The 20,090-nt window shown below is 58.8% G+C and carries 17 protein-coding genes; 9 read left to right on the top strand and 8 right to left on the bottom strand.

The genetic code is table 11. The features are described 5' to 3' along the window. Positions 1-41 precede the first annotated feature (41 nt). The 5 genes from btsR to AACQ95_RS03765 all read right to left on the bottom strand — a co-directional run bounded on the left by btsR (position 42) and on the right by AACQ95_RS03765 (position 7,817). On the bottom strand, positions 42-746 hold the full coding sequence (gene btsR, locus AACQ95_RS03785) for a two-component system response regulator BtsR (RefSeq protein ID WP_241280642.1): 705 nt from the start codon (positions 744-746) through the stop codon (positions 42-44). A 97-nt stretch (positions 747-843) separates the two neighbouring features. Next, a complete protein-coding gene (locus AACQ95_RS03780) occupies positions 844-2,514 on the bottom strand; it encodes a sensor histidine kinase (RefSeq protein ID WP_241280641.1) in 1,671 nt (556 codons plus the stop codon). Positions 2,515-2,867: 353 nt separating this feature from the next. Beyond that, entirely contained in the window at positions 2,868-4,103 is a 1,236-nt protein-coding gene (locus AACQ95_RS03775) for an HD-GYP domain-containing protein (RefSeq protein WP_098983806.1), read from the bottom strand. 110 nt (positions 4,104-4,213) lie between these two features. Then, positions 4,214-6,889 carry a bifunctional acetaldehyde-CoA/alcohol dehydrogenase gene (gene adhE, locus AACQ95_RS03770; protein ID WP_043141234.1) on the bottom strand — a complete coding sequence of 892 codons (2,676 nt, stop codon included), beginning with the start codon at positions 6,887-6,889 and terminating at the stop codon, positions 4,214-4,216. 295 nt (positions 6,890-7,184) lie between these two features. Beyond that, positions 7,185-7,817 carry a 2OG-Fe dioxygenase family protein gene (locus tag AACQ95_RS03765; protein ID WP_241280640.1) on the bottom strand — a complete coding sequence of 211 codons (633 nt, stop codon included), beginning with the start codon at positions 7,815-7,817 and terminating at the stop codon, positions 7,185-7,187. A gap of 268 nt (positions 7,818-8,085) precedes the next feature. Here AACQ95_RS03765 and AACQ95_RS03760 point away from each other — a divergent pair, with 268 nt between their 5' ends. From AACQ95_RS03760 to AACQ95_RS03725, 8 genes are all read left to right on the top strand, one after another. Continuing rightward, positions 8,086-8,721, top strand: coding sequence for a YchE family NAAT transporter (locus AACQ95_RS03760; RefSeq protein ID WP_005314822.1), 636 nt, complete (start codon positions 8,086-8,088; stop codon positions 8,719-8,721). Positions 8,722-9,001: 280 nt separating this feature from the next. Further along, the gene (locus AACQ95_RS03755) at positions 9,002-10,621 is read left to right on the top strand and encodes an ABC transporter substrate-binding protein (RefSeq protein WP_103470532.1); all 1,620 of its coding nucleotides are present in this window, start codon (positions 9,002-9,004) and stop codon (positions 10,619-10,621) included. A 96-nt stretch (positions 10,622-10,717) separates the two neighbouring features. Further along, entirely contained in the window at positions 10,718-11,638 is a 921-nt protein-coding gene (gene oppB / locus AACQ95_RS03750) for an oligopeptide ABC transporter permease OppB (RefSeq protein ID WP_043141229.1), read from the top strand. 14 nt (positions 11,639-11,652) lie between these two features. Then, positions 11,653-12,564 (top strand): oligopeptide ABC transporter permease OppC, encoded by a 912-nt coding sequence (gene oppC / locus AACQ95_RS03745; protein WP_043141227.1) that lies wholly within the window; start codon positions 11,653-11,655, stop codon positions 12,562-12,564. Between the two features lie 32 nt (positions 12,565-12,596). Further along, complete coding sequence (locus AACQ95_RS03740; RefSeq protein ID WP_241280639.1) at positions 12,597-13,583, top strand: ABC transporter ATP-binding protein; 987 nt, start codon at positions 12,597-12,599, stop codon at positions 13,581-13,583. Then, the gene (locus AACQ95_RS03735) at positions 13,580-13,693 is read left to right on the top strand and encodes an oligopeptide transporter ATP-binding component (protein WP_098983810.1); all 114 of its coding nucleotides are present in this window, start codon (positions 13,580-13,582) and stop codon (positions 13,691-13,693) included. Before AACQ95_RS03740 ends, AACQ95_RS03735 begins: the two co-directional genes overlap by 4 nt. Next, positions 13,694-14,689: a murein tripeptide/oligopeptide ABC transporter ATP binding protein OppF gene (gene oppF, locus AACQ95_RS03730; protein ID WP_043141223.1), complete on the top strand. Its 996-nt coding sequence runs from the start codon at positions 13,694-13,696 to the stop codon at positions 14,687-14,689. Positions 14,690-14,991: 302 nt separating this feature from the next. Continuing rightward, positions 14,992-15,936, top strand: a complete 945-nt coding sequence (locus AACQ95_RS03725; protein WP_043141221.1) for a TerC family protein — start codon at positions 14,992-14,994, stop codon at positions 15,934-15,936. Positions 15,937-16,137: 201 nt separating this feature from the next. On the opposite strand, the gene alr is transcribed toward AACQ95_RS03725, so the two are convergent. After that, positions 16,138-17,364: an alanine racemase gene (alr, locus tag AACQ95_RS03720; protein WP_043141219.1), complete on the bottom strand. Its 1,227-nt coding sequence runs from the start codon at positions 17,362-17,364 to the stop codon at positions 16,138-16,140. Positions 17,365-17,556: 192 nt separating this feature from the next. Between alr and AACQ95_RS03715 the strand changes: the two genes are divergently transcribed. Further along, entirely contained in the window at positions 17,557-17,997 is a 441-nt protein-coding gene (locus AACQ95_RS03715; RefSeq protein WP_241280636.1) for a methyltransferase family protein, read from the top strand. Between the two features lie 79 nt (positions 17,998-18,076). Here AACQ95_RS03715 and AACQ95_RS03710 read toward each other — a convergent pair whose 3' ends face one another. Beyond that, on the bottom strand, positions 18,077-19,336 hold the full coding sequence (locus tag AACQ95_RS03710; protein ID WP_043141217.1) for a dicarboxylate/amino acid:cation symporter: 1,260 nt from the start codon (positions 19,334-19,336) through the stop codon (positions 18,077-18,079). A 205-nt stretch (positions 19,337-19,541) separates the two neighbouring features. Next, positions 19,542-20,018, bottom strand: coding sequence for a CC0125/CC1285 family lipoprotein (locus tag AACQ95_RS03705; RefSeq protein ID WP_241280635.1), 477 nt, complete (start codon positions 20,016-20,018; stop codon positions 19,542-19,544). Positions 20,019-20,090 lie beyond the last annotated feature (72 nt).

Below are 20,090 nucleotides of genomic sequence, written 5' to 3'. Positions count from 1 at the left end.
GAGCGGTCGCCGGCTGTGATCCCGCGCACAATCTCGCGCCGTTATTCGAGCCCCAGTTCGTCTTTGAGCTCCTTGAGGTAGCGGCGGCTGACCGGCAACCGGGCATCGCTTGGCGTCACTATCTCCGCCAGCTGGTTTTCCAGCAGCTGGATCTCGAAGATGGCCCCCGGCGCCACCAGATATTGGCGGTGGCAGCGCAGCAGGGGCGTCTTCTCCTCCAATGATTTCAGGGTGAGCTGGGTGTGAAACAGCTCGCCCTGGCAGGCAACGTGCACCCCGCCGAGATCGGAGAAGGCGTACTCCACCTGCTCGATGGGCAGTAGCCGCACCCGGTTGTGCAGATAGCCGGGAATGTGGCGGATGGCCGGCGCCAGCGAGGCGATGGGCTGTGGGGTGAGATCCTGCTTGAGGCGAGCCAGCGTCTTGGCGAGGCGTGCCGGCTCCACCGGTTTGAGCAGGTAGTCGAAGGCGTTCTCCTCGAATGCCTGAATGGCGTAGTCGTCGAAGGCGGTGACAAACACGATGCGGGGCAGGGGATCGAGCATGGCCACCAGTTCCATGCCGCTCAGCTTGGGCATCTGGATATCGAGGAACACCACGTCCGGTTTGAGCCGCTGGATCAGAGGCAGCGCCTCGATGGCGTTGGCCGCCAGCCCCAGGATCTCGATGTCGGGATCGCCCACCAGGTGCTGGGCCAGCTCCTCGCGGGCATAGGGTTCGTCATCGACTATGAGTGTGCGGATCATGCGCTCTCCTGAATATCGTGATGGTGCGTGAACGGCGCGGAATGGGGATGCAAGGGGTCGGGCGGGCGGATCATCCGGGGCGAGGGGGCGCTTCTGGTCATGACGCCTCCCGGGGCAGGGTGAACGCGACCCGGGTCCAGCATTCGGGCTCGCAGCTGACGCGGATGCCATACCGGCTGCCGAAGGCGCTCTTGAGGCGCCGATCCACTATGGTCATGCCGAGCCCATCCCCCGCCGGTCCCTCCTGCCAGGTGCCGGCATTGTCCTCCACGCAGATGGTCACGCTCTCCTGGCTCTCTTCGGCATAAAGACGGATACGGCCCTGCTCCAGCAGGGTGGAGATGCCGTGCTTGATGGCATTCTCGATGAGGGGTTGCAGGGTAAAACTCGGCAGCGTCAGGCCGGCCAGATGGGGCGGGATATCGTTGATGACGGTCAGCCGATCGCCAAAGCGGGCCAGCTCTATCTCGAGATAGGATTGGCAGTGTTCCTGCTCCTCCTGCAGGCTGGCCAACCCGCTCTGGCGCTTGAGGTTCTTGCGAAAGAACAAGGAGAGGTGCAGCAGCAGCTGACGTGCCCGCTCGGGCTCCCGTCGGGTGATGGCGCTGATGGTGTTGAGGGTATTGAACAGGAAATGGGGGTTGATCTGGGCCTGGATGAGTTTGAGCTCGGATTGCACCAGCAGGCGCTGCTGCTGTTCCAGCCGGCCGGTCAGCAATTGCTGTGACAGCAGGTTGGCTATCCCTTCCCCCAGGGTGTGGTTGATCTTGAGGAACAAGCGCTTCTTGGGTTCATACAGCTTGATGGTGCCGATCACCCCCTCGTCGCCGTGCAGCGGGATCACCAGCACCGAGCCCAGCTGGCACTGGGGCGAGATGCTGCAGCGATAGGGCTGGCTGTTGCCATCGGCAAACAGCACCTTGTTGCGGGCGATGGCCCGCAGGGTGATGGCCGAGGTGATGGGGGTACCCGGCTTGTGGTGATCTTCTCCGGTGCCGATGAAGGCGAGGATCTTGTCGGTATCCGTGATGGCGACGGCGCCGACCCCCGTCTCTTCCTGAATGATGTGGGCAATCTTGTTGCTGGCCTCGGGGGTGAAGCCCTGGCTCATGATGCCGACGGTACGATTGGCGATGGTGAGCGCCTTGGCGGAGAAGACCCGGGAGAACTTCTCATACATCTGCTGCTGATCGCGGATCATGCTGATGAACAGGGCCGCGCCGCAGGAGTTGGCCAGGATCATGGGGGTGGCTATGGTGCGCACCAGCAGCAGGGACTGATCGAACGGGGTCGCCACCAGCAGTATGATGATCATCTGCAATATCTCGGCGTAGAGGGTGGTGAAGAAGGCGATCCTGGGTTCGAACAGGGCGTTCATTCTGCCAGAGCGCATCAGGCGCCAGTGCACCAGCCCACCCAGCAGCCCCTCGCAGGTGGTCGAGATGGCGCAGGCCAGATCGGTGAATCCCCCCAGGCTGTAGCGGTGCACACCACCGGTCAGTCCCACCAGAAATCCCACCAGCGGCCCCCCCAGCAGTCCCCCCAGCACGGCCCCGACGGCCCGGGTATTGGCGATGGCATCGTCGATATCCAGCCCCACGTAGGTACCCAGGATGCAAAAACAAGAAAAAATGATGTATATCAGTATCTTGTGAGGAAGTCTGACGGAGTAGTTGGCCAGGGGGCGCAGCAGCGGACTCTTGGAGAAGAGATAGGCGATCACCAGACTGACGCTCATCTGTTGAAGCAGAGAGAGGACCAACTGCATAAAAAACGTTCCTCAGAGTCCGAGCCGAAAAAAGCGGCAGCCATGAATAAGTGTGATCAGGATCTTGTTCTGTGAGCGACGTGCGCTCGATTGCGGGCGAAGTTTGCCAGAAACGCGCCATAAAACCATATCAAATCAGCATGTTAAATTGATATTTGTGTAATCGCCCAAGGGTTGGTATTGCTGGATGGAGCATGAATGTATCCGCTGGATACGCCACACGGAGGTGGCATGCTCCGCCCAGCCCCCTGGCTGGGCGTTTTTTATCCATGGTCGGCAGTGGACCGTTTTGAGGGTAATTGGACAATTATTCAGGTTTGTCCAATGAGTTATCCCCAGCTTCTGGGGATAACTCAGAAGGCAAAATAGTAACAGAAGCGCCGGGTCAGGTTGAAAAACAGCCGCTGTCCCTCATCCAGGTCTTCTTGCTTGATAAATGACTTGATGGTGCGCTCATCCTCCCGCAGATCCAGCATGGCCACCCCTTCCGGTCGCTGTGCCTTGATGTAGGGCAGCACCTTGGGTTTGAGGGGCATGGTGGGCTCGGTGGAGAGCACCAGCGCCACGGAGTCGTCGGAGAGCTGCACCAGGGAACCGGGGGGATAGACACCCAGGACCTTTATCAGCAGCTTGACCAGATCCTGATCGAACTTCTTCTGGGACAGCTTGTAGAGCTGGCTGATGGCCTGGCTCGGTGCGGCCGGGGTCGCGCTGCTGCGCGGGTGCAGCAGCTCGTCATAGTAGTCCACCAGTCCGATGATCCGTGCCAGTGGCGGGATCTCGCCGCCCTTGATGCCGAGGGGAAAGCCGCTGCCATCGAGCCGCTCGTGGTGCAGATGGGCCACTTGGCGGATCTTGGGCTCAAATGCCTGCAACTGGGTCAGCATCTCCAGCCCGTACTGGGGATGCATTTTGAGAAAGTTCTGCTCTGACTTGTTGAGATCCCCCCGTTTCTGGGTGATCTGGCTCGGGATCTTCAGCTCTCCGATATCGTGTACCAGGCCTGCCAGTCCCGTCTCCTCGATCTCGATGGGGTTCATGCCGAGTTCCCGGGCCATCAGCATGGCGATGAAGGCCACGTTCAGGCTGTGCTGCAGCAGGATGTCGGTGTGCGGGCTGCGAATGAGATGCAGGCCGAGCGGCCCCTCATGCTCACTGATGCGGGCGGCGGCGTTGCGCACTATCTGCGCCGTGTTGGCCAGCCCCTCGTCAGGCTTGAGGTTGAGGGCCCCCAGCGCATCGCGCAGCTCGGACATGGATTGACCAAAGGCCTTGTCGGCGGCGCGCAGGGAGCGGCGGAAGGCTTTCTCGTCGAAGGGGGTCGGGCCCGTGTCTATGACCTCGTCGATGATCGACAGATCGGGGCCGGCGGAGGGAATATCGCCGCGCAAGATGGGCTCTATGGGCAGGTCGCTCTTGTCCGGATCCACCATCAACAGATTGAGGTCGAGATGGCGAATGATGTCGAGTTGCTGCTGATCCTTGATCTTGAAGGCATTGAACATAAAAGGGTGACTGGTCCATCCCGTGGGGAGATGGATGTAGTGGCCGATCCGTAACTGCTCTATCGAGGCTTGTATCAGCGCCATGTGCTAACTCGCATTTCATGAATGCCTACCAACAAGCTAGCAAAATTAGAGAGATAGACAAACAAAAAAGCCCGCGCATGTGCGCGGGCTCTCTACTTCAAGTCCGATTATCAGGCCTTGGATTTTTTCTTGTTGTCCACCTTGGTCTCAACCTTGGCTTCCACCTTGGTTGCTACTCGGGCTTCCTCAGTAAAGGGGCGGCCGTAGTAGGTGTCCATCAGTATGGCTTTGAGCTCGGTGATCAGCGGGTAGCGCGGGTTGGCGCCGGTGCACTGGTCATCGAAGGCTTCCAGCGCCAGCTGGTCAACCTTGGCCAGGAAGTCGGCTTCGTTCACGCCGGCTTCACGGATGGAGGCCGGGATGCCCAGAGTGGCTTTCAGCTCGTCCAGCCAGGTAAGCAGCTTCTCGATCTTGGCTGCGGTACGGTCACCGGCAGCGCTCAGGCCCAGGTGGTCAGCCACTTCCGCATAACGACGGCGAGCTTGCGGACGGTCGTACTGGGAGAACGCAGTCTGCTTGGTCGGGTTGTCGTTGGCGTTGTAGCGGATCACGTTGCTGATCAGCAGGGCGTTGGCCAGACCGTGCGGAATGTGGAATTCAGCACCCAGTTTGTGCGCCATGGAGTGGCACACACCCAGGAAGGCGTTGGCGAACGCGATACCGGCGATGGTGGCCGCGTTGTGTACTTTCTCACGAGCAACCGGGTCGTTGGCACCGTTCTGGTAGCTGGACGGCAGGTACTCTTTCAGCAGTTTCAGGGCTTGCAGCGCCTGACCGTCGGAGTACTCGTTGGCCAGTACGGAAACGTAGGCTTCCATGGCGTGAGTGACCGCATCCACACCACCGAAGGCGCACAGGGACTTGGGCATGTTCATGACCAGGTTGGCATCGACGATGGCCATGTTCGGGGTCAGCTCGTAGTCGGCCAGCGGGTACTTCATGCCGGTGGCGTCGTCGGTCACGACCGCAAACGGGGTGACTTCAGAACCGGTACCGGACGTGGTGGTGATACAGACCAGTTCGGCCTTCACACCCATTTTCGGGAACTTGTAGATACGCTTGCGGATGTCCATGAAGCGCATGGCCAGGTCTTCGAACGCAGTATCCGGGTGCTCGTACATGACCCACATGATCTTGGCCGCATCCATGGGTGAACCACCACCCAGCGCGATGATGACATCAGGCTTGAAGGAGTTCGCCATCTCGGCGCCCTTGCGGACGATGGACAGAGTCGGGTCAGCTTCTACTTCGTAGAATACTTCCACTTCCATGTTCAGCTTCTTGAGCAGACGAACCACGTCGTCGGCATAGCCGTTGTTGAACAGGAAGCGGTCGGTGACGACCATTGCACGCTTTTTACCTTCCAGATCACCGAGGGCGATCGGCAGGGAGCCACGACGGAAATAGATGGATTTCGGAAGTTTGTGCCACAGCATATTTTCTGCCCGTTTTGCGACTGTCTTCTTGTTGATCAGGTGCTTGGGACCGACGTTCTCGGAGATGGAGTTACCACTCCAGGAGCCGCAACCCAGGGTCAGGGAAGGAGCAAGAGCGAAGTTGTACAGGTCACCGATACCACCCTGGGTGGAGGGGGTGTTGATCAGGATACGGGCGGTCTTCATCTTGTCGCCGAAGTATCTGATACGGTCCTGGTTGCGATCCTGGTCGGTGTACAGACCAGAGGTGTGACCAATACCACCGATGTTGACCATGGTGCAGGCCATCTCGACGGCTTCTTCGAAGTTCTTGGCACGGAACATACCCAGAGTCGGAGAGAGCTTCTCGTGAGCGAACTCATCTTCAGCGCACAGTTCCAGACCTTCACCGATCAGGATCTTGGTGGTGGCAGGCACAGTCACGCCAGCCATGGCGGCGATCTTGGTGGCCGGCTGGCCAACGATATCTGCGTTCAGCGCGCCGTTGATCAGCAGCACTTTACGTACCTTGTCCGCTTCATCTTTGGACAGGATGTAGCCATCGTGGTTGGAGAAACGCTCTTTCACCTGGTTGTAGATGGCGTCAACGACGATGACGGCTTGCTCGGAAGCACAGACTACACCGTTGTCGAAGGTCTTGGACATCAGAATGGAGGCAACGGCACGTTTCACATCGGCGGTTTCGTCGATGACGATAGGCACGTTACCAGCACCTACACCGATGGCAGGCTTGCCGGAGGAGTAAGCGGCTTTCACCATGCCCGGGCCACCGGTGGCCAGGATCAGGTTGATGTCGTTGTGTTTCATCAGCGCGTTGGACAGCTCAACGGACGGTTGATCGATCCAGCCGATGATGTCTTTCGGTGCACCGGCGGCAACGGCGGCATCCAGTACCAGCTTGGCAGCGGTATTGGTGGAGTTCTTGGCGCGTGGGTGCGGGGAGAAGATGATGGCGTTGCGGGTCTTCAGGGAGATCAACGATTTGAAGATCGCGGTAGCGGTCGGGTTGGTGGTCGGAACGATACCGCAAATGATACCAACCGGCTCGGCGATGATCATGGTGCCCATCTCGTCATCCTGGCTCAGGACGCCGCAGGTCTTCTCGTCTTTGTATGCGTTGTAGATGTATTCGGAGGCGAAGTGGTTCTTGATAACCTTGTCTTCGATGATACCCATGCCTGACTCTTCCACGGCCATCTGGGCCAGGGGGATACGGGCATTGCTGGCGGCCAGGGCGGCGGCACGGAAAACCTTGTCTACCTGCTCTTGCGAGAAGCTGGCGAATTCACGCTGTGCTTCTTTGACGCGGGCGACCAGTGCATCCAGTTCAGCCAAATTGGTTACTGCCATGTTTATCTCCTGATGATTTGAAAACTGTTTAGTAAGAGTTTGGCAATGCCCGGCAATTATAGTCGCCCTGTCAAGGCGAGAATCACTACAAGGGGGTATTTACATGCCTTACTAAATTGCTTTCTGAGTCGATTATAGAGCGGGGCTGACTCAGAAAAACTTGATCTGGATCATGTGTAACAAAAGAACAAAAGAAATTTTGTTTCACAATACATGTTTTCCGGATGTTACACGAATGTAGAGTGGAGCAAAAGCGGGCTGAATAGTGCGTGAACAGGGCGCCACGCACCATTTTTCAAGCAGTTAGCACTATCACGTCCCAGTGTCCCCGTGTCGGGGCCAGGGGCAGTATGGGGGCCGCATTGTGATAGAAACGACGATCATCCAGGATCAGATACCCACCAGCGTTTAATTCTTGTTGAAAAAATGGTTGTTCTTTTAATCCATGATAGAGCTGAAGTGCGCCGCCACTGACGCCCTCGCTGCCGCAAAAGAACACGCCGATGAAGTCGAAACCATCCTGATGGACGCCTTCCGGTGCGGGGGGCACGCTCTCGCCCTGGCTCGTGGTGATCCGCATCTGGTGAATGCCGATCGCCTTGCCATCCGCCAACCGGATATGGCGGGCAAAGCGGGTCAGCATCAGCTGGAAGGCGGGGTGGGCGACGAAGGCGGGGTCCAGCTCGGCATAGGTTCTGGGCACATCCCCGAGGAACTTGTTGATGGCGGCGGCCTGAAAGAAGACGCCATTGTCGAGAGGGAAGAAGCGTGCACCCTCTTTCTCTACGCGGCCATAGCGACGCTCCCGAAAGGTGCCCTGGATATAGGGATCGAGCGGCAGCCGGTCAAAAAAGCCGAGCAGGGGGTCGACCGTGCCTGCCGGCAGCGAATCCAGGTGCCATTGCAGTTTGATGTCCGTATCAATCATTACAAAATCCTTGTTTGCTGAGAGGAAATGTTGCGCCCAAACTCCGTGGCCGCATAAAACTCGAAGCGATTTTACCAGAGTGTTAAATCGTGACAATGTTTATTAACAAATCAATGTGTTGAATTTTGGCGATACATTAGAGGAACTAACTGAAAAGCCACGGAAAGGGTGAGATTATTTGATTGGTGAAGGTTGAGGGCATGGTGTAAATTTACGCTCGGTTAATCGGGGTGGCCCGTGTGGCCTTGCTTACTTCTGGATGGCGCCTATGGCAGCAATTGACGTCTCTTTATATCTGAAGTTTTTCATCGGTTTGTTCGCGATCATCAATCCGTTGGGATTGCTGCCGGTTTTTGTCAGTCTGACCGGCCATCAAACGCCGGAAGAGCGGATGAAAACCAACACCACTGCCAATATTGCGGTGATGATCATCCTGCTGGTCTCCATGTACATGGGGCAGCTGATCCTAGACGGTTTTGGCATCTCGCTGGCGTCGTTTCGCATCGCCGGCGGCTCGCTCATCACCCTGATCGCCTGGTCCATGCTGCAGGGCAAGCTGGGGGAGGTGAAGCATAACAAGCAGGAGAAAGGGGAACTGGCCGCGCGGGAATCTGTCGCTGTGGTGCCGCTGGCACTGCCGCTGATGGCGGGCCCGGGAGCCATCTCTTCTTCTATTGTCTACGCCAGCCAGAGCACCTGGTCCCAGATGCTGGGCATGTCGCTGGTGGTGATGGTGTTTGCCTTCTGCTCCTGGCTCATCTTCCGCGCCGCCCCCTTGCTGTTCAAGCTGATGGGCAATACCGGCATCAACGTGGTCACCCGGATCATGGGTCTCATCATGATGTCGCTCGGCATCGAGATCATGGTGGCGGGGATCAAGGGGGTCTTCCCCGGATTGATGTGATTCAGGTCTGTTTTGTCGGAGCCGGTCCTCGTGACCGGCTTTTTATTGTTTCTTTTTTGTTGGTCATTTCCTAGAATCGAGCGGGTTTGTATAAAAAACGTCCGCAACGCTATATTTAAATGCTGAATAATTGGCTAAAAGCTGTTTTTTTAACCATGAAGCCCAGCCTCGCCTGACAATATCTATTGCATTATCAGAAATGTCAGGGAATTATGCTGGCAGCGGGGTACTTATCTCGTTGATGGACAAATGCATGGAATGTTCTTGTTGGAGTATGGAAATGACTCATAAAAAAACAATGATTAATACCCTCTTGGTGGCAGCTCTGTTTGGCGGTGTCAATGTGGCGCAAGCCGCTGATGTTCCCGCAGGCACCAAGCTGGCTGATGTTCAGCAGTTGGTGAAAGGCAATGGCTCCGAGCCGGCAACGCTCGATCCCCACAAAACCGAAGGAACGGTTGAATCCAATATTCTGCGTGACCTGTTCGAAGGTCTCGTGAGTTCAGGTCCCAAGGGGGAAGTGCTCCCTGCCGTGGCCGAGTCTTGGGAAACCAAGGACAACAAACACTTCGTGTTCCACCTGCGCAAAGATGCCAAGTGGTCCAACGGGGATCCCGTGACAGCCCACGATTTCGAGTTCGCCTTCAAGCGGGCCGTGGATCCCAAGACTGCGTCGCCCTACTCCTGGTATCTGGAGATCCCGACCATAGTCAATGCCAGCGAGATCATCGCCGGTAAGAAGCCGTCTGACACCCTGGGTGTGAAGGCGGTCGACGACTACACCTTCGAAGTGCAGCTGGAAAAAGCGATCCCTTACTTCGTCAGCATGCTCTCCCACACCACCACCTACCCTGTGCCCAAGAAAGTGGTAGAGAAGTTTGGTGACAAGTGGACCCAGCCCGGCAACATGGTATCCAACGGTGCCTATCAGCTGAAAGACTGGGTGGTGAACGAGCGCGTCGACATCGAGCGCAACCCCAACTACTGGAACAACGCCAAGACGGTGATCAATACCGTCACCTACCTGCCGATCCAGTCCACCAACGCCGAGCTGAACCGCTATCTGGCGGGCGAAGTGGATCTCACCTACAACATGCCCATCGAACGCTTCAAGCAGATGAAGAAAGAGAAGCCCGATGAGCTGAAGGTGAGTGGTTACGTCGGTACCTACTACTACCAGTACAACTTCAAGAAGAAGCCGTTTGATGACGTGCGCGTGCGGACCGCACTCTCCTACGCCATCGACCGCAACGTGATCGCCGAGAAGGTGATGGGCAAGGGTGAGCTGCCAGGCTACACGCTCGTGCCTGACTTCGTGGACGGTTTCAAGCCGGTTGCCCCCGAGTGGTCCAAGATGACCCAGGCGGAGCGTGACACCAAGGCCAAAGCCCTGTTGGAAGAGGCCGGTTTCGATGCCAGCAAGCCGCTGAAATTCGAGCTGCTCTACAACACAGATGACAACCACAAGAAGGTGGCGGTCGCCGTTGCTTCCATGTGGAAGAAGCTGGGCGTGCAGGTGAGCCTGGTAAACCAGGAGTGGAAAACCTACCTGGAAACCAAGAAGCAGGGTCAGTTTGACGTGGGCCGTGCCGGCTGGATCGCCGACTACAACGAAGCCTCTTCCATGCTGGATCTGATGCAGACCACTCACGGCAACAACGACGGCAAGTACTCCAACCCGGTGTTTGACAAGCTGATGACAGAGTCTCGCGATCAGGTGGATGAAGCCTCCCGCAACAAGCTCTATGTCCAGGCCGAAGAGATCCTGGCCAAGGACATGCCGATTGCCCCCATCTACCAGTACGTGACCTCCCGCATGGTCAAGTCCTACGTGGGCGGCTACCCGGCCAACCCGCTGGACAACCTCTACAGCAAAGACATGTATATCATTGCTCACTGAGTAAAATAACAAGTCGCATAACAAGCAGGCCCGCCGGACGGCGGGCCTTTATTACAACCGCGACCCTTTGGAAGCAGTACAGGACAGGAATTGTCTATGTTGAAATTCATTCTTAAACGTCTACTGGAAGCGATCCCGACTCTGCTGGTCTTGATCACAGTCTCCTTCTTCATGATGCGTTTCGCACCGGGTAACCCCTTCACCAGCGAACGTTCCCTGCCGCCGGAAGTGTTGGCCAACATCGAGGCCAAGTACGGCCTGGACAAGCCCATCGGCGTGCAATACCTCACCTATCTTGGCAACCTGGTGCAGGGCGATCTGGGGCCTTCCTTCAAATACAAGGACTTCAGCGTCAATGATCTGGTGAGCCAGGCGTTGCCTGTTTCCGCCAAGATCGGGAGCGCGGCTTTCGTCTTTGCCGTCTTGCTGGGGGTGACCTTTGGCACCATAGCGGCCTTGAAACAGAACACCCTCATCGACTATCTCTTGATGTCGTCGGCCATGGCCGGGGTGGTGATCCCGGGCTTTGTGCTGGCACCCTTGCTGGTGCTCTTCTTCAGCATCTATCTGGGCTGGTTCCCGGCCGGTGGCTGGCAGGGGGGCGGGGTGCAATTCATGGTACTGCCGGTATTTGGCATGATGATGTATTACATCTCCGCCATCTCGCGCATCATGCGCGGCAGCATGATCGAGACCATGAACTCCAACTTCATCCGTACCGCCCGCGCCAAGGGCCTGCCGCTGCGTCACATCATTCTCAAGCACGCGCTGCGCCCGGCCATGCTGCCGGTGGTCTCCTATCTGGGCCCGGCCTTCGTCGGCATCATCACGGGGTCCGTGGTGATCGAGACCATCTTCGGCCTGCCGGGGATAGGCCAGCTGTTCGTCAACGGTGCCCTCAACCGTGATTACTCCATGGTGCTCGGGCTGACCATTCTGGTCGGCGCCCTCACCATCACCTTTAACGCCGTGGTCGATATTCTCTATGCCTTTATCGATCCCAAGATCCGTTACTAAGTCGGGAGTACATCATGGTTGTCACAACTGAGAAACGCGAAGCCATAGCGGCGTTCGCACAGCAAGTGGAAGTGGTGGAAGGACGCTCCCTGTGGAAGGATGCCCGTCGCCGTTTCCTGCGCAACAAGGCGGCGCTGACCAGCCTCATCATACTGACCATTATCGGTCTGGCGGTGATAGTGGGGCCGCACCTGTCCCAATACACCTTCGACGATCCGGACTGGGGCGCCATGCAGGCTGCGCCTGACATGGAAACCGGCCACTGGTTCGGCACCGACAGCCTGGGGCGCGATCTGTTCGTGCGCACCCTGCTGGGCGGCCGCATCTCGCTGATGGTCGGCATCATGGGTGCCATGGTGGCCGTGGTCATCGGCACCCTCTACGGCGCAGCCTCCGGCTTCATCGGCGGGCGGATCGACAGCCTGATGATGCGCGTGCTGGAGATCCTCAACGCCTTCCCCTTCATGTTCTTCGTGATCATGCTGGTGACCTTCTTCGGCCGCAATCTGGCGCTCATCTTCATCGCCATCGGTGCGGTGAGCTGGCTCGACATGGCGCGGATCGTGCGAGGCCAGACCCTGAGCCTCAAGAGCAAGGAGTTTATCGAGGCGGCCCACGTCTGTGGCGTCTCCAAGTGGAAGATCATCACCCGTCACATAGTACCGAACGTGCTCGGTATCGTGGCCGTCTACGCCACCTTGCTGGTGCCGGGCATGATCATGTTTGAATCCTTCCTGAGTTTTCTGGGCCTCGGCGTCCAGGAACCCATGACCAGCTGGGGTGCCCTGCTGGATGAAGGCTCCAAGTCGATGGAAGTGGCCATCTGGCAACTCTTGTTCCCCGCCGGTTTCATGGTGGTGACCCTGTTTTGCTTCAACTTCCTCGGGGATGGTCTGCGTGACGCACTCGATCCGAAGGATCGATAACAAGAGCGGCTAAGGATCGATAAGGAGTTTTTATGAAATTACTGGATGTAAAAGATCTGCGGGTCGAGTTCAAGACCCCGGACGGCAATGTGGTGGCGGTCAACGACCTCAACTTCTCTCTCGCTGCTGGCGAGACCCTGGGGATCGTCGGCGAGTCCGGCTCCGGCAAGTCCCAGACGGCCTTTGCCATTATGGGGCTGCTGGCCAAGAACGGCATCATCACGGGCTCGGCCAAGTTTCAGGGCGACGAGATCCTGAATCTGCCGGAGCACAAGCTCAACAAGATCCGCTCCGAGAAGATCGCCATGATCTTCCAGGACCCCATGACGTCGCTGAACCCCTACATGAAGGTGAAGGATCAGCTGATGGAAGTGCTGATGCTGCACAAGGGGGTGAGCAAGGCCGAGGCGTTCGAAGAGTCGGTGCGCATGCTGGATGCGGTCAAGATCCCCGAGTCGCGCAAGCGGATGAACATGTACCCCCACGAGTTCTCCGGTGGCATGCGTCAGCGGGTGATGATCGCCATGGCCCTCTTGTGCCGGCCACAGCTGCTCATCGCCGATGAGCCGACCACGGCGCTGGACGTGACGGTGCAGGCCCAGATCATGACGCTGATGAGCGAGCTCAAGCGCGAGTTCAACACCTCCATCATCATGATCACCCACGACTTGGGCGTGGTGGCTGGCATCTGTGACAAGGTGCTGGTGATGTACGCCGGTCGGACCATGGAGTACGGCCGGGTGAACGACATCTTCTATCGTCCGAGCCATCCCTATACCGAAGGCTTGCTGCGCGCCATTCCCCGCCTCGACACCGAAGGGGAAGAGCTGCCCACCATTCCGGGCAATCCGCCCAACCTGCTGCGTCTGCCCACCGGCTGCCCCTTCCAGGAGCGCTGCCACCGGGTACACGAGATTTGCGGCCAGCAGTCACCTGTTCTGACGCCGTTCAACGATGGCCGTGAGCGGGCTTGTCATTGGGTATCTGATGCCATCAATGCCAAGGAGGTGAGCGTATGAATGCTGTTATATGCGGCCAGCAATCCTCCATGCTCCTGACGCCGTTCAACGACGGCCGTGAGCGGGCTTGCCATTGGGTATCGGATGCCATGATCAAGGGGGCGAATTAAATGGGTACTGACAAGAAACTGCTGCTGGAAGTGTCCGACCTCAAGGTCCACTTCAGCATCAAGAGTGACAGGGCCTGGCCCTGGGCCAAGCCCTCGGCGTTGAAGGCGGTAGACGGTGTGACCCTGCGTCTGTATGAAGGGGAGACCCTGGGTGTGGTGGGGGAGTCCGGCTGTGGCAAGTCCACCTTCGCCCGTGCCCTCATCGGCCTGGTGCCTGCCACCGACGGCAAGGTGGTGTGGCTTGGCAACGATCTGACCAAGCTCGACCAGAAGGCGCTGCGGGAGAAACGCAAGGAGATCCAGATGATCTTCCAGGATCCGCTGGCCTCCCTGAATCCGCGCATGACCATAGGCGACATCATCGCCGAGCCGCTCATCACCTTCTATCCGAACCTCTCCAAAGAGCAGGTGAAGGAGAAGGTGCGCACCATGATGACCAAGGTGGGCCTCTTGCCCAACCTGGTGAACCGCTACCCGCACGAGTTTTCCGGCGGTCAGTGCCAGCGTATCGGCATCGCCCGGGCGCTGATCCTGGAGCCCAAGATGATCATCTGCGACGAGCCTGTCTCGGCGCTGGATGTCTCCATCCAGGCTCAGGTGGTGAACCTGCTCAAGGCTATCCAGAAGGAGATGGGGCTGTCGCTCATCTTCATCGCCCACGACTTGTCCGTGGTCAAGCACATCTCGGATCGGGTGCTGGTGATGTATCTGGGCAACGCGGTGGAGCTGGGCACGCGCAAGGAGATCTTTGCGAATCCCCTGCATCCCTATACCAAGGCGCTGATGTCGGCCGTGCCCATTCCGGATCCGGATCTGGAGCGCAGCAAGGTCATCCAGATCCTGGAAGGGGACTTGCCATCGCCGATGAACCCGCCGTCCGGCTGCGTGTTTCGCACCCGCTGCCCGGTGGCAGGCCCCGAGTGTGCCAAGACCCGTCCCATGCTTGAGGGCAACTTCGACCATGCGGTCTCCTGCCTCAAGGCCGATCCGCTTTGATGCCGGTTTGTTGAATGCGTTTGCGGGGCACCCTGATGGTGCCCCGATTAATTTGGGCCAGAGGTGAAGATGTCTCTTGGCGTTATCTTTGGCCGCTGTTACTATCCGCCCAACAAGGGGAGTAACTTCTCGCTGGTTTGTCGTCATTACGGTGCACCCATATCCTGCAGTGCACCCGGCAGCCGGGCAGTTGATGCAAATCAGCTGTAAGTGAGACCTTGCCGAGAGGCAAGGTGTATCTGCTCCAAACGCAAACCCACGCCTCTCGGTCGTGGGTTTTGTCGTTTTTGGGAGAAGTGAAAATGGGTGAATGGTGGATGTGGACCGGTTTCTTCAGCATAGTGCTGGTCCTGTTATGGATTGACATACGCTTTGTCGGGGGGGGCAAGGCGCACAAGGTGTCCCTCAAAGAGGCGGGCATCTGGTCCCTTATCTGGATCAGCGTGGCGCTCTTGTTCAACCTGGCCATCTGGTTCTGGCTGGATCACAGCGCAGGCCGCGAGATCGCCAACCAGAAGGGACTGGAGTTCCTCACCGGCTACCTCATCGAGAAGGCGCTGGCGGTGGACAACGTCTTCGTCTGGCTGATGCTGTTCGGCTACTTTGCCATACCGGCCGAGTTGCAGCGCCGGGTGCTGCTGTACGGGGTGCTGGGTGCCATCGTCATGCGTGCCGGCATGGTGTTCGCGGGCAGCTGGCTCATCGAGCAGTTCCACTGGATCCTCTACCTGTTCGGCGCCTTCCTGTTGCTGACCGGGGTCAAGATGCTGTGGGCGGCCGACAAGGAGCCGGATCTGGCCAACAACCCGCTGCTGGGCTGGATGCGTCGTCGCTTCAAGGTGACGGAGACCCTGGAGGGGGAGAAGTTCTTCGTCTGGCGTGACGGTGTGCGCTATGCCACCCCGCTGCTGCTCATTCTGGTGCTGGTGGAGGTGAGCGATCTCATCTTCGCGGTGGACAGTATCCCGGCCATCTTCGCGGTGACCACGGATCCCTTCATAGTGCTGACCTCCAACATCTTCGCCATCATGGGTCTGCGCGCCATGTACTTCCTGCTGGCGGGGGTGGCCGAGCGCTTCGCCCTGCTGAAATACGGTCTGGCGCTGATCCTGATGTTCATCGGGGTCAAGATGCTGTTGCTGGATGTGTTCAAGATCCCGACCGGCATTGCATTGGGCGTCGTAGCGCTGATCCTGCTGGCGTCCATGGGGCTGAGCCTCTGGGTGACCCGCAAAAAAGCCGTTTGAAGGCGCTGTAAATAATCTCGGCGGGATCTGTTCAAGAACCCCCTGAGTGACATAGCGCTGGGTGTGGTGGCGCTGATCCTGCTGGCCTCCATGAGGCTGAGCCTCTGGGTGACCCGTAAAAAGGCCGCTTGAACGCGGCAGACCATAAAGCACTGACAACAAGGGCTCCCGCGGGAGCCCTTTTTCATAGCAGAGATTTGCTTAGCGCTTGATCTTCTTGGGGTTGGTGTAGCCCCAGATGGTGTACATGTCCGCCAGCAGGGCGCCGTTGTACTCCTCCAGATCCGCCTGCTTCACCTCGGCCTCACCCTGACGGCCAAACAGCACCACCTCGTCGCCGGGTTTCACCCCTTTCAGATCGGTCACGTCCACCATGATGGTGTTCATGGAGGTCTTGCCGACCACGGGCACCTTCTGGCCCTGGATCAGCACATAGGCCTTGTTGCTGAGCGCACGGCGGTAGCCGTCGGAGTAACCCAGCGGCAGGTTGGCGAGCCAGGAGTCGCGCTTGAGGGTGAAGGTGCGGTCATAGCCGACCGTATTGCCGGCCGGGTAGTGGTTGACCGAGGCCACCTGGGTCTTGAACGCCATGACCCGCTTGTATTCGGTGTAGGAGGGGATGGAGTCGCCGTAGAGCAGGCCACCCGGACGCACCATGTCGAAGTAGGCGTCCGGCACTTCCAGGGTGGCGAAGGAGTTGGCGGCGTGGATGGTGAGCTTGCTGCGATCCAGCTTGCCCGCCTCGATCAGCCACTGGGAGTCCAGCTTGAACTGGGCCAGCCCCAGCTTCACGTCCTCTTTCTCTTCCACCGGGAAGTGGGTCATGATGCCGACCGGGGTGATCCCCTTGAGCTTGAGCATGGCCAGTGCATCGGCCTTGGAGTCCGCCAGACGCAGGTCTATGCCGTTGCGGCTCATGCCGGCGGAGTTGAGACCTATGTGCACCGGGATATTGGTATGGTGACGCTGGGCGATGTCGGCTATGCCCTGGGCGCTCACCAGGCTGCCGATCAGCTCTTCCATCTTGTAGGGCAGGGCCTGTTCGACTTCGTCCGGGGTGGCCGAGCGCACCCGCATCAGGCGGCCGGTAAAGCCCTTCTCGCGGGCCACGCGGGCCTCTTCGTTGCTGGCGATGCCGATGCAGGGGATGTTGGCCTTGACCACGGAGGGCACCAGCAGGTCGATGCCGTGCCCATAGGCGTCCGCCTTCATGATGGCGCAGATCTGCGGGCCCTTGTCACCGAGGCGATCCTTGAGGGTCTGGATGTTGTGCTCGAAGGCGCCGAGATCGACTTCCAGCCAGGCATTGCTGGCGGTCTGCACTTCGCCGTTGCGATGATCGCTGGCCAGCGGCAGGTAAGGGGCCGCGACGGCCTGACCGGCCAGCAGGCCCAGGATCAGCGTGGCCAGCAGTGTCTTCTTGTGCATGGGGTGGTTCCTTTTTTATTGTTTGGGTTGAGGTGCATGACGGCCGCTAGGGGGCCGTTTTCACGCAGATGGGATAGAGTGTAGCCAAGGCATTGTTATTGTTATGAACTTTGACAATTTTCCAGGGCGCTATTCCCGTCGGGAAGTGTAACGCAAGGTGTCGATTGTGGCACCTGTCATGGGAGTCAATAGATGATAGATCTAGAGTGTCGTGTGCCGCCCGTGCTGTTGTTCGGCATAGTGGCGCTGGGCATGATGGCGTGGGGCGGAACCGGGGAGGGGTGGCCCGTCCCGGCGCTGTTGCTGGTGCTGCTGGGAGGAGTGTTCGGGTTTGGCGCCCTGCTGCGTTTTCGCCGCCAGGGCACCACCGTCAATCCGATGCGGCCCGAGCAGGCCAGTGCGCTGGTGACGGGCGGGCTATACCGTCTCAGCCGCAACCCCATGTACCTGGGGCTGGTCTGCTGGATGATGGCGCTGGCCTGCTATCTGGGGGGATCGGGCGTCTGGCTTGGGCCACTGCTGCTGTGGGGCTGGCTGGATCGCTTCCAAATCGTGCCGGAAGAGCGGGCACTGCGGGCCCGTTTCGGCGAGGCGTATGCAGAGTACTGCCGGCGGGTACGCCGCTGGTGCTGAACTCGTCCTAAGGGGCAGGCACAAGCCAAAAAAATGGCCCGCATCTGCGGGCCGTTTTGTATCTTGCTGGCGGGATAAATCACGCCTTGGCGGTATCCGCCTCACCCAGCGGCTCGGTTTCACCCAGGCTGTCTTCGGTCTTGGCCACCACGCTGGCGGCGATGGCGTTGCCCAGCACGTTGGTGGCGGAGCGACCCATGTCGAGGAAGTGGTCTATGCCGAGCAGCAGCAGGATGCCGGCTTCCGGAATATGGAACTGGTTCAGGGTGGCGGCTATGACCACCAGAGAGGCGCGCGGCACGCCGGCCATCCCCTTGGAGGTGACCATGAGCAACAGCAGCATGGTGATCTGCTGGGCCAGGGAGAGCTCTATGCCATAGGCCTGGGCGATGAACATGACCGCGAAGGTGCAGTACATCATGGAGCCGTCCAGGTTGAAGGAGTAGCCCATGGGCAGCACGAAGCTGGCGATGCGCTTGTCACAGCCGAACTTCTCCAGCCGATCCAGGGTCTTGGGATAGGCGGCCTCGGAGCTGGCGGTGGAGAAGGCCAGCAGTATGGGCTCGCGGATCATGGCCAGCAGGGTCAGCACGCGGCGGCGAATGAACAGGCTGCCCATGGCGATGAGCAGCAGCCAGAGGCAGGCCAGGGCCAGATAGAACTGGGCCATGAAGGTGCCGTAGGTGGCGAGTATGCCGAGCCCTTCCTTGGCTACCATGGCGGCGATGGCACCGAACACGGCGAACGGCGCGAAGTTCATCACGTAGCCGGTCACCTTCAGCATGATCTCGGCGGCGCTTGCCATCAGCTTGACCACGGGTTTGGCGGCATCGCCCAGCGCGGCGGCGGCCAGCCCGAAGAAGAGGGAGAACACCACTATCTGCAGGATCTCGTTGGTGGCCATGGCCTCAACCACGCTTTTCGGAATGGCGTGGGTGACGAAGTCCTTGAGGGAGATGGCACCGGCGACCACGCCAGAACTGGCGGCATCATCCGGCAGGGAGAGGGAGAGTCCCACGCCCGGTTGCATCAGGGTGACCATCACCAGACCCAGGGTCAGGGAGAGCAGGGAGGCCAGCATGAACCAGCCCAGGGTCTTGGCACCGATGCGGCCCACGGTGCGGGTATCGCCCATCTTGGCGATGCCGACCACCAGGGTGGTGAAGACAAGGGGAGCGATGATCATCTTGATCAGGCGCAGGAAGATGTCGGTCAGTATGGTGATGTCACTGGCAAAGCCAGCGGCCTGATCCGGGGCAAACATGCGATAGCCCTGACCAGTCAGGATGCCAACCAGCATCGCGATGAGGATGGCAGCCGTCAATTTATTCATTTTCATGGGGGGGGTCCCAGTTTTGATAAGTGCAAAGCGTTTAGGGTGGCAGGGGTGCCACTTCAGTCCGTTTTTGTGATCCGGGCCGTAGATTCCTGACAGCCGGTGTGCTGGCAGCATGCCTAATCCGGGGGGGTAAATCCAGAGCCTTGTAGCAGAATTTTATGTTGTCATTAGTTGTATGTGATATGGATCTTGCATTTAACCTATATTAATCGCCGTTTATTTTAATGTTTGCAAGATAATCAGCTTTCATGGTTCGGTCGTTTTTTGCGCTGCGGGTGAGGGTAAATATGAGCAATGCCGAGATGCGATGCTCCACGGTGTGCTGATCCAGAAAGGGATCGGGCTCGTCGTCATCGAACCCGAACAGGGGGCGGCTTGGGGTCACCCTGACCGCATCCCGCTGCAGGGTCAATTCATTGACCTCAAGCCACTGATAACCTTCGGTTTGCGCCACTTCGCCCGCCCGTTTCAGCACATACTTGCGGGCGGTTTCCCGGCTCACCAGATCGTTGCCAATAAATTCCAGCTGCCATTTGTCGGGCGCAAGCCGGGTCTGGGAGAAGCCGGTCTGGCCGTTCCAGAAGGATGGCTTGCTGTGATAGGGGGTGGCGCAGCCGAGCAGCAGGGCTGCGCCGAGGCCGAGCAACAGCAGACGATGGCAAAAGACGCGGGGAGGGGGCATCTCGAACACCGGTTGGCAAAACACGGCATCACTACAGCACAAACAGATCGGCGACACAATGCGAGCAGCGTT

Source organism: Aeromonas sp. MR19, from assembly GCF_963899305.1.
Classification (GTDB): Bacteria; Pseudomonadota; Gammaproteobacteria; order Enterobacterales; family Aeromonadaceae; genus Aeromonas; species Aeromonas bestiarum.
Note: the sequence above shows the minus strand (reverse complement) of the source record. Positions and strands in the feature narration are given on the sequence as shown.

Excerpts from the sequence above, each read along its gene's own strand:
- alr (WP_043141219.1), bottom strand. The coding sequence starts at position 17,364 with ATGCACAAGAAGACACTGCTGGCCACGCTGATCCTGGGCCTGCTGGCC.
- AACQ95_RS03740 (WP_241280639.1), top strand. The coding sequence starts at position 12,597 with ATGAAATTACTGGATGTAAAAGATCTGCGGGTCGAGTTCAAGACCCCG.
- btsR (WP_241280642.1), bottom strand. The coding sequence starts at position 746 with ATGATCCGCACACTCATAGTCGATGACGAACCCTATGCCCGCGAGGAG.
- oppC (WP_043141227.1), top strand. The coding sequence starts at position 11,653 with ATGGTTGTCACAACTGAGAAACGCGAAGCCATAGCGGCGTTCGCACAG.
- AACQ95_RS03775 (WP_098983806.1), bottom strand. The coding sequence starts at position 4,103 with ATGGCGCTGATACAAGCCTCGATAGAGCAGTTACGGATCGGCCACTAC.
- AACQ95_RS03735 (WP_098983810.1), top strand. The coding sequence starts at position 13,580 with ATGAATGCTGTTATATGCGGCCAGCAATCCTCCATGCTCCTGACGCCG.
- oppB (WP_043141229.1), top strand. The coding sequence starts at position 10,718 with ATGTTGAAATTCATTCTTAAACGTCTACTGGAAGCGATCCCGACTCTG.
- AACQ95_RS03760 (WP_005314822.1), top strand. The coding sequence starts at position 8,086 with ATGGCAGCAATTGACGTCTCTTTATATCTGAAGTTTTTCATCGGTTTG.
- AACQ95_RS03705 (WP_241280635.1), bottom strand. The coding sequence starts at position 20,018 with ATGCCCCCTCCCCGCGTCTTTTGCCATCGTCTGCTGTTGCTCGGCCTC.
- adhE (WP_043141234.1), bottom strand. The coding sequence starts at position 6,889 with ATGGCAGTAACCAATTTGGCTGAACTGGATGCACTGGTCGCCCGCGTC.
- AACQ95_RS03725 (WP_043141221.1), top strand. The coding sequence starts at position 14,992 with ATGGGTGAATGGTGGATGTGGACCGGTTTCTTCAGCATAGTGCTGGTC.
- oppF (WP_043141223.1), top strand. The coding sequence starts at position 13,694 with ATGGGTACTGACAAGAAACTGCTGCTGGAAGTGTCCGACCTCAAGGTC.
- AACQ95_RS03715 (WP_241280636.1), top strand. The coding sequence starts at position 17,557 with ATGATAGATCTAGAGTGTCGTGTGCCGCCCGTGCTGTTGTTCGGCATA.
- AACQ95_RS03755 (WP_103470532.1), top strand. The coding sequence starts at position 9,002 with ATGACTCATAAAAAAACAATGATTAATACCCTCTTGGTGGCAGCTCTG.
- AACQ95_RS03765 (WP_241280640.1), bottom strand. The coding sequence starts at position 7,817 with ATGATTGATACGGACATCAAACTGCAATGGCACCTGGATTCGCTGCCG.
- AACQ95_RS03780 (WP_241280641.1), bottom strand. The coding sequence starts at position 2,514 with ATGCAGTTGGTCCTCTCTCTGCTTCAACAGATGAGCGTCAGTCTGGTG.
- AACQ95_RS03710 (WP_043141217.1), bottom strand. The coding sequence starts at position 19,336 with ATGAAAATGAATAAATTGACGGCTGCCATCCTCATCGCGATGCTGGTT.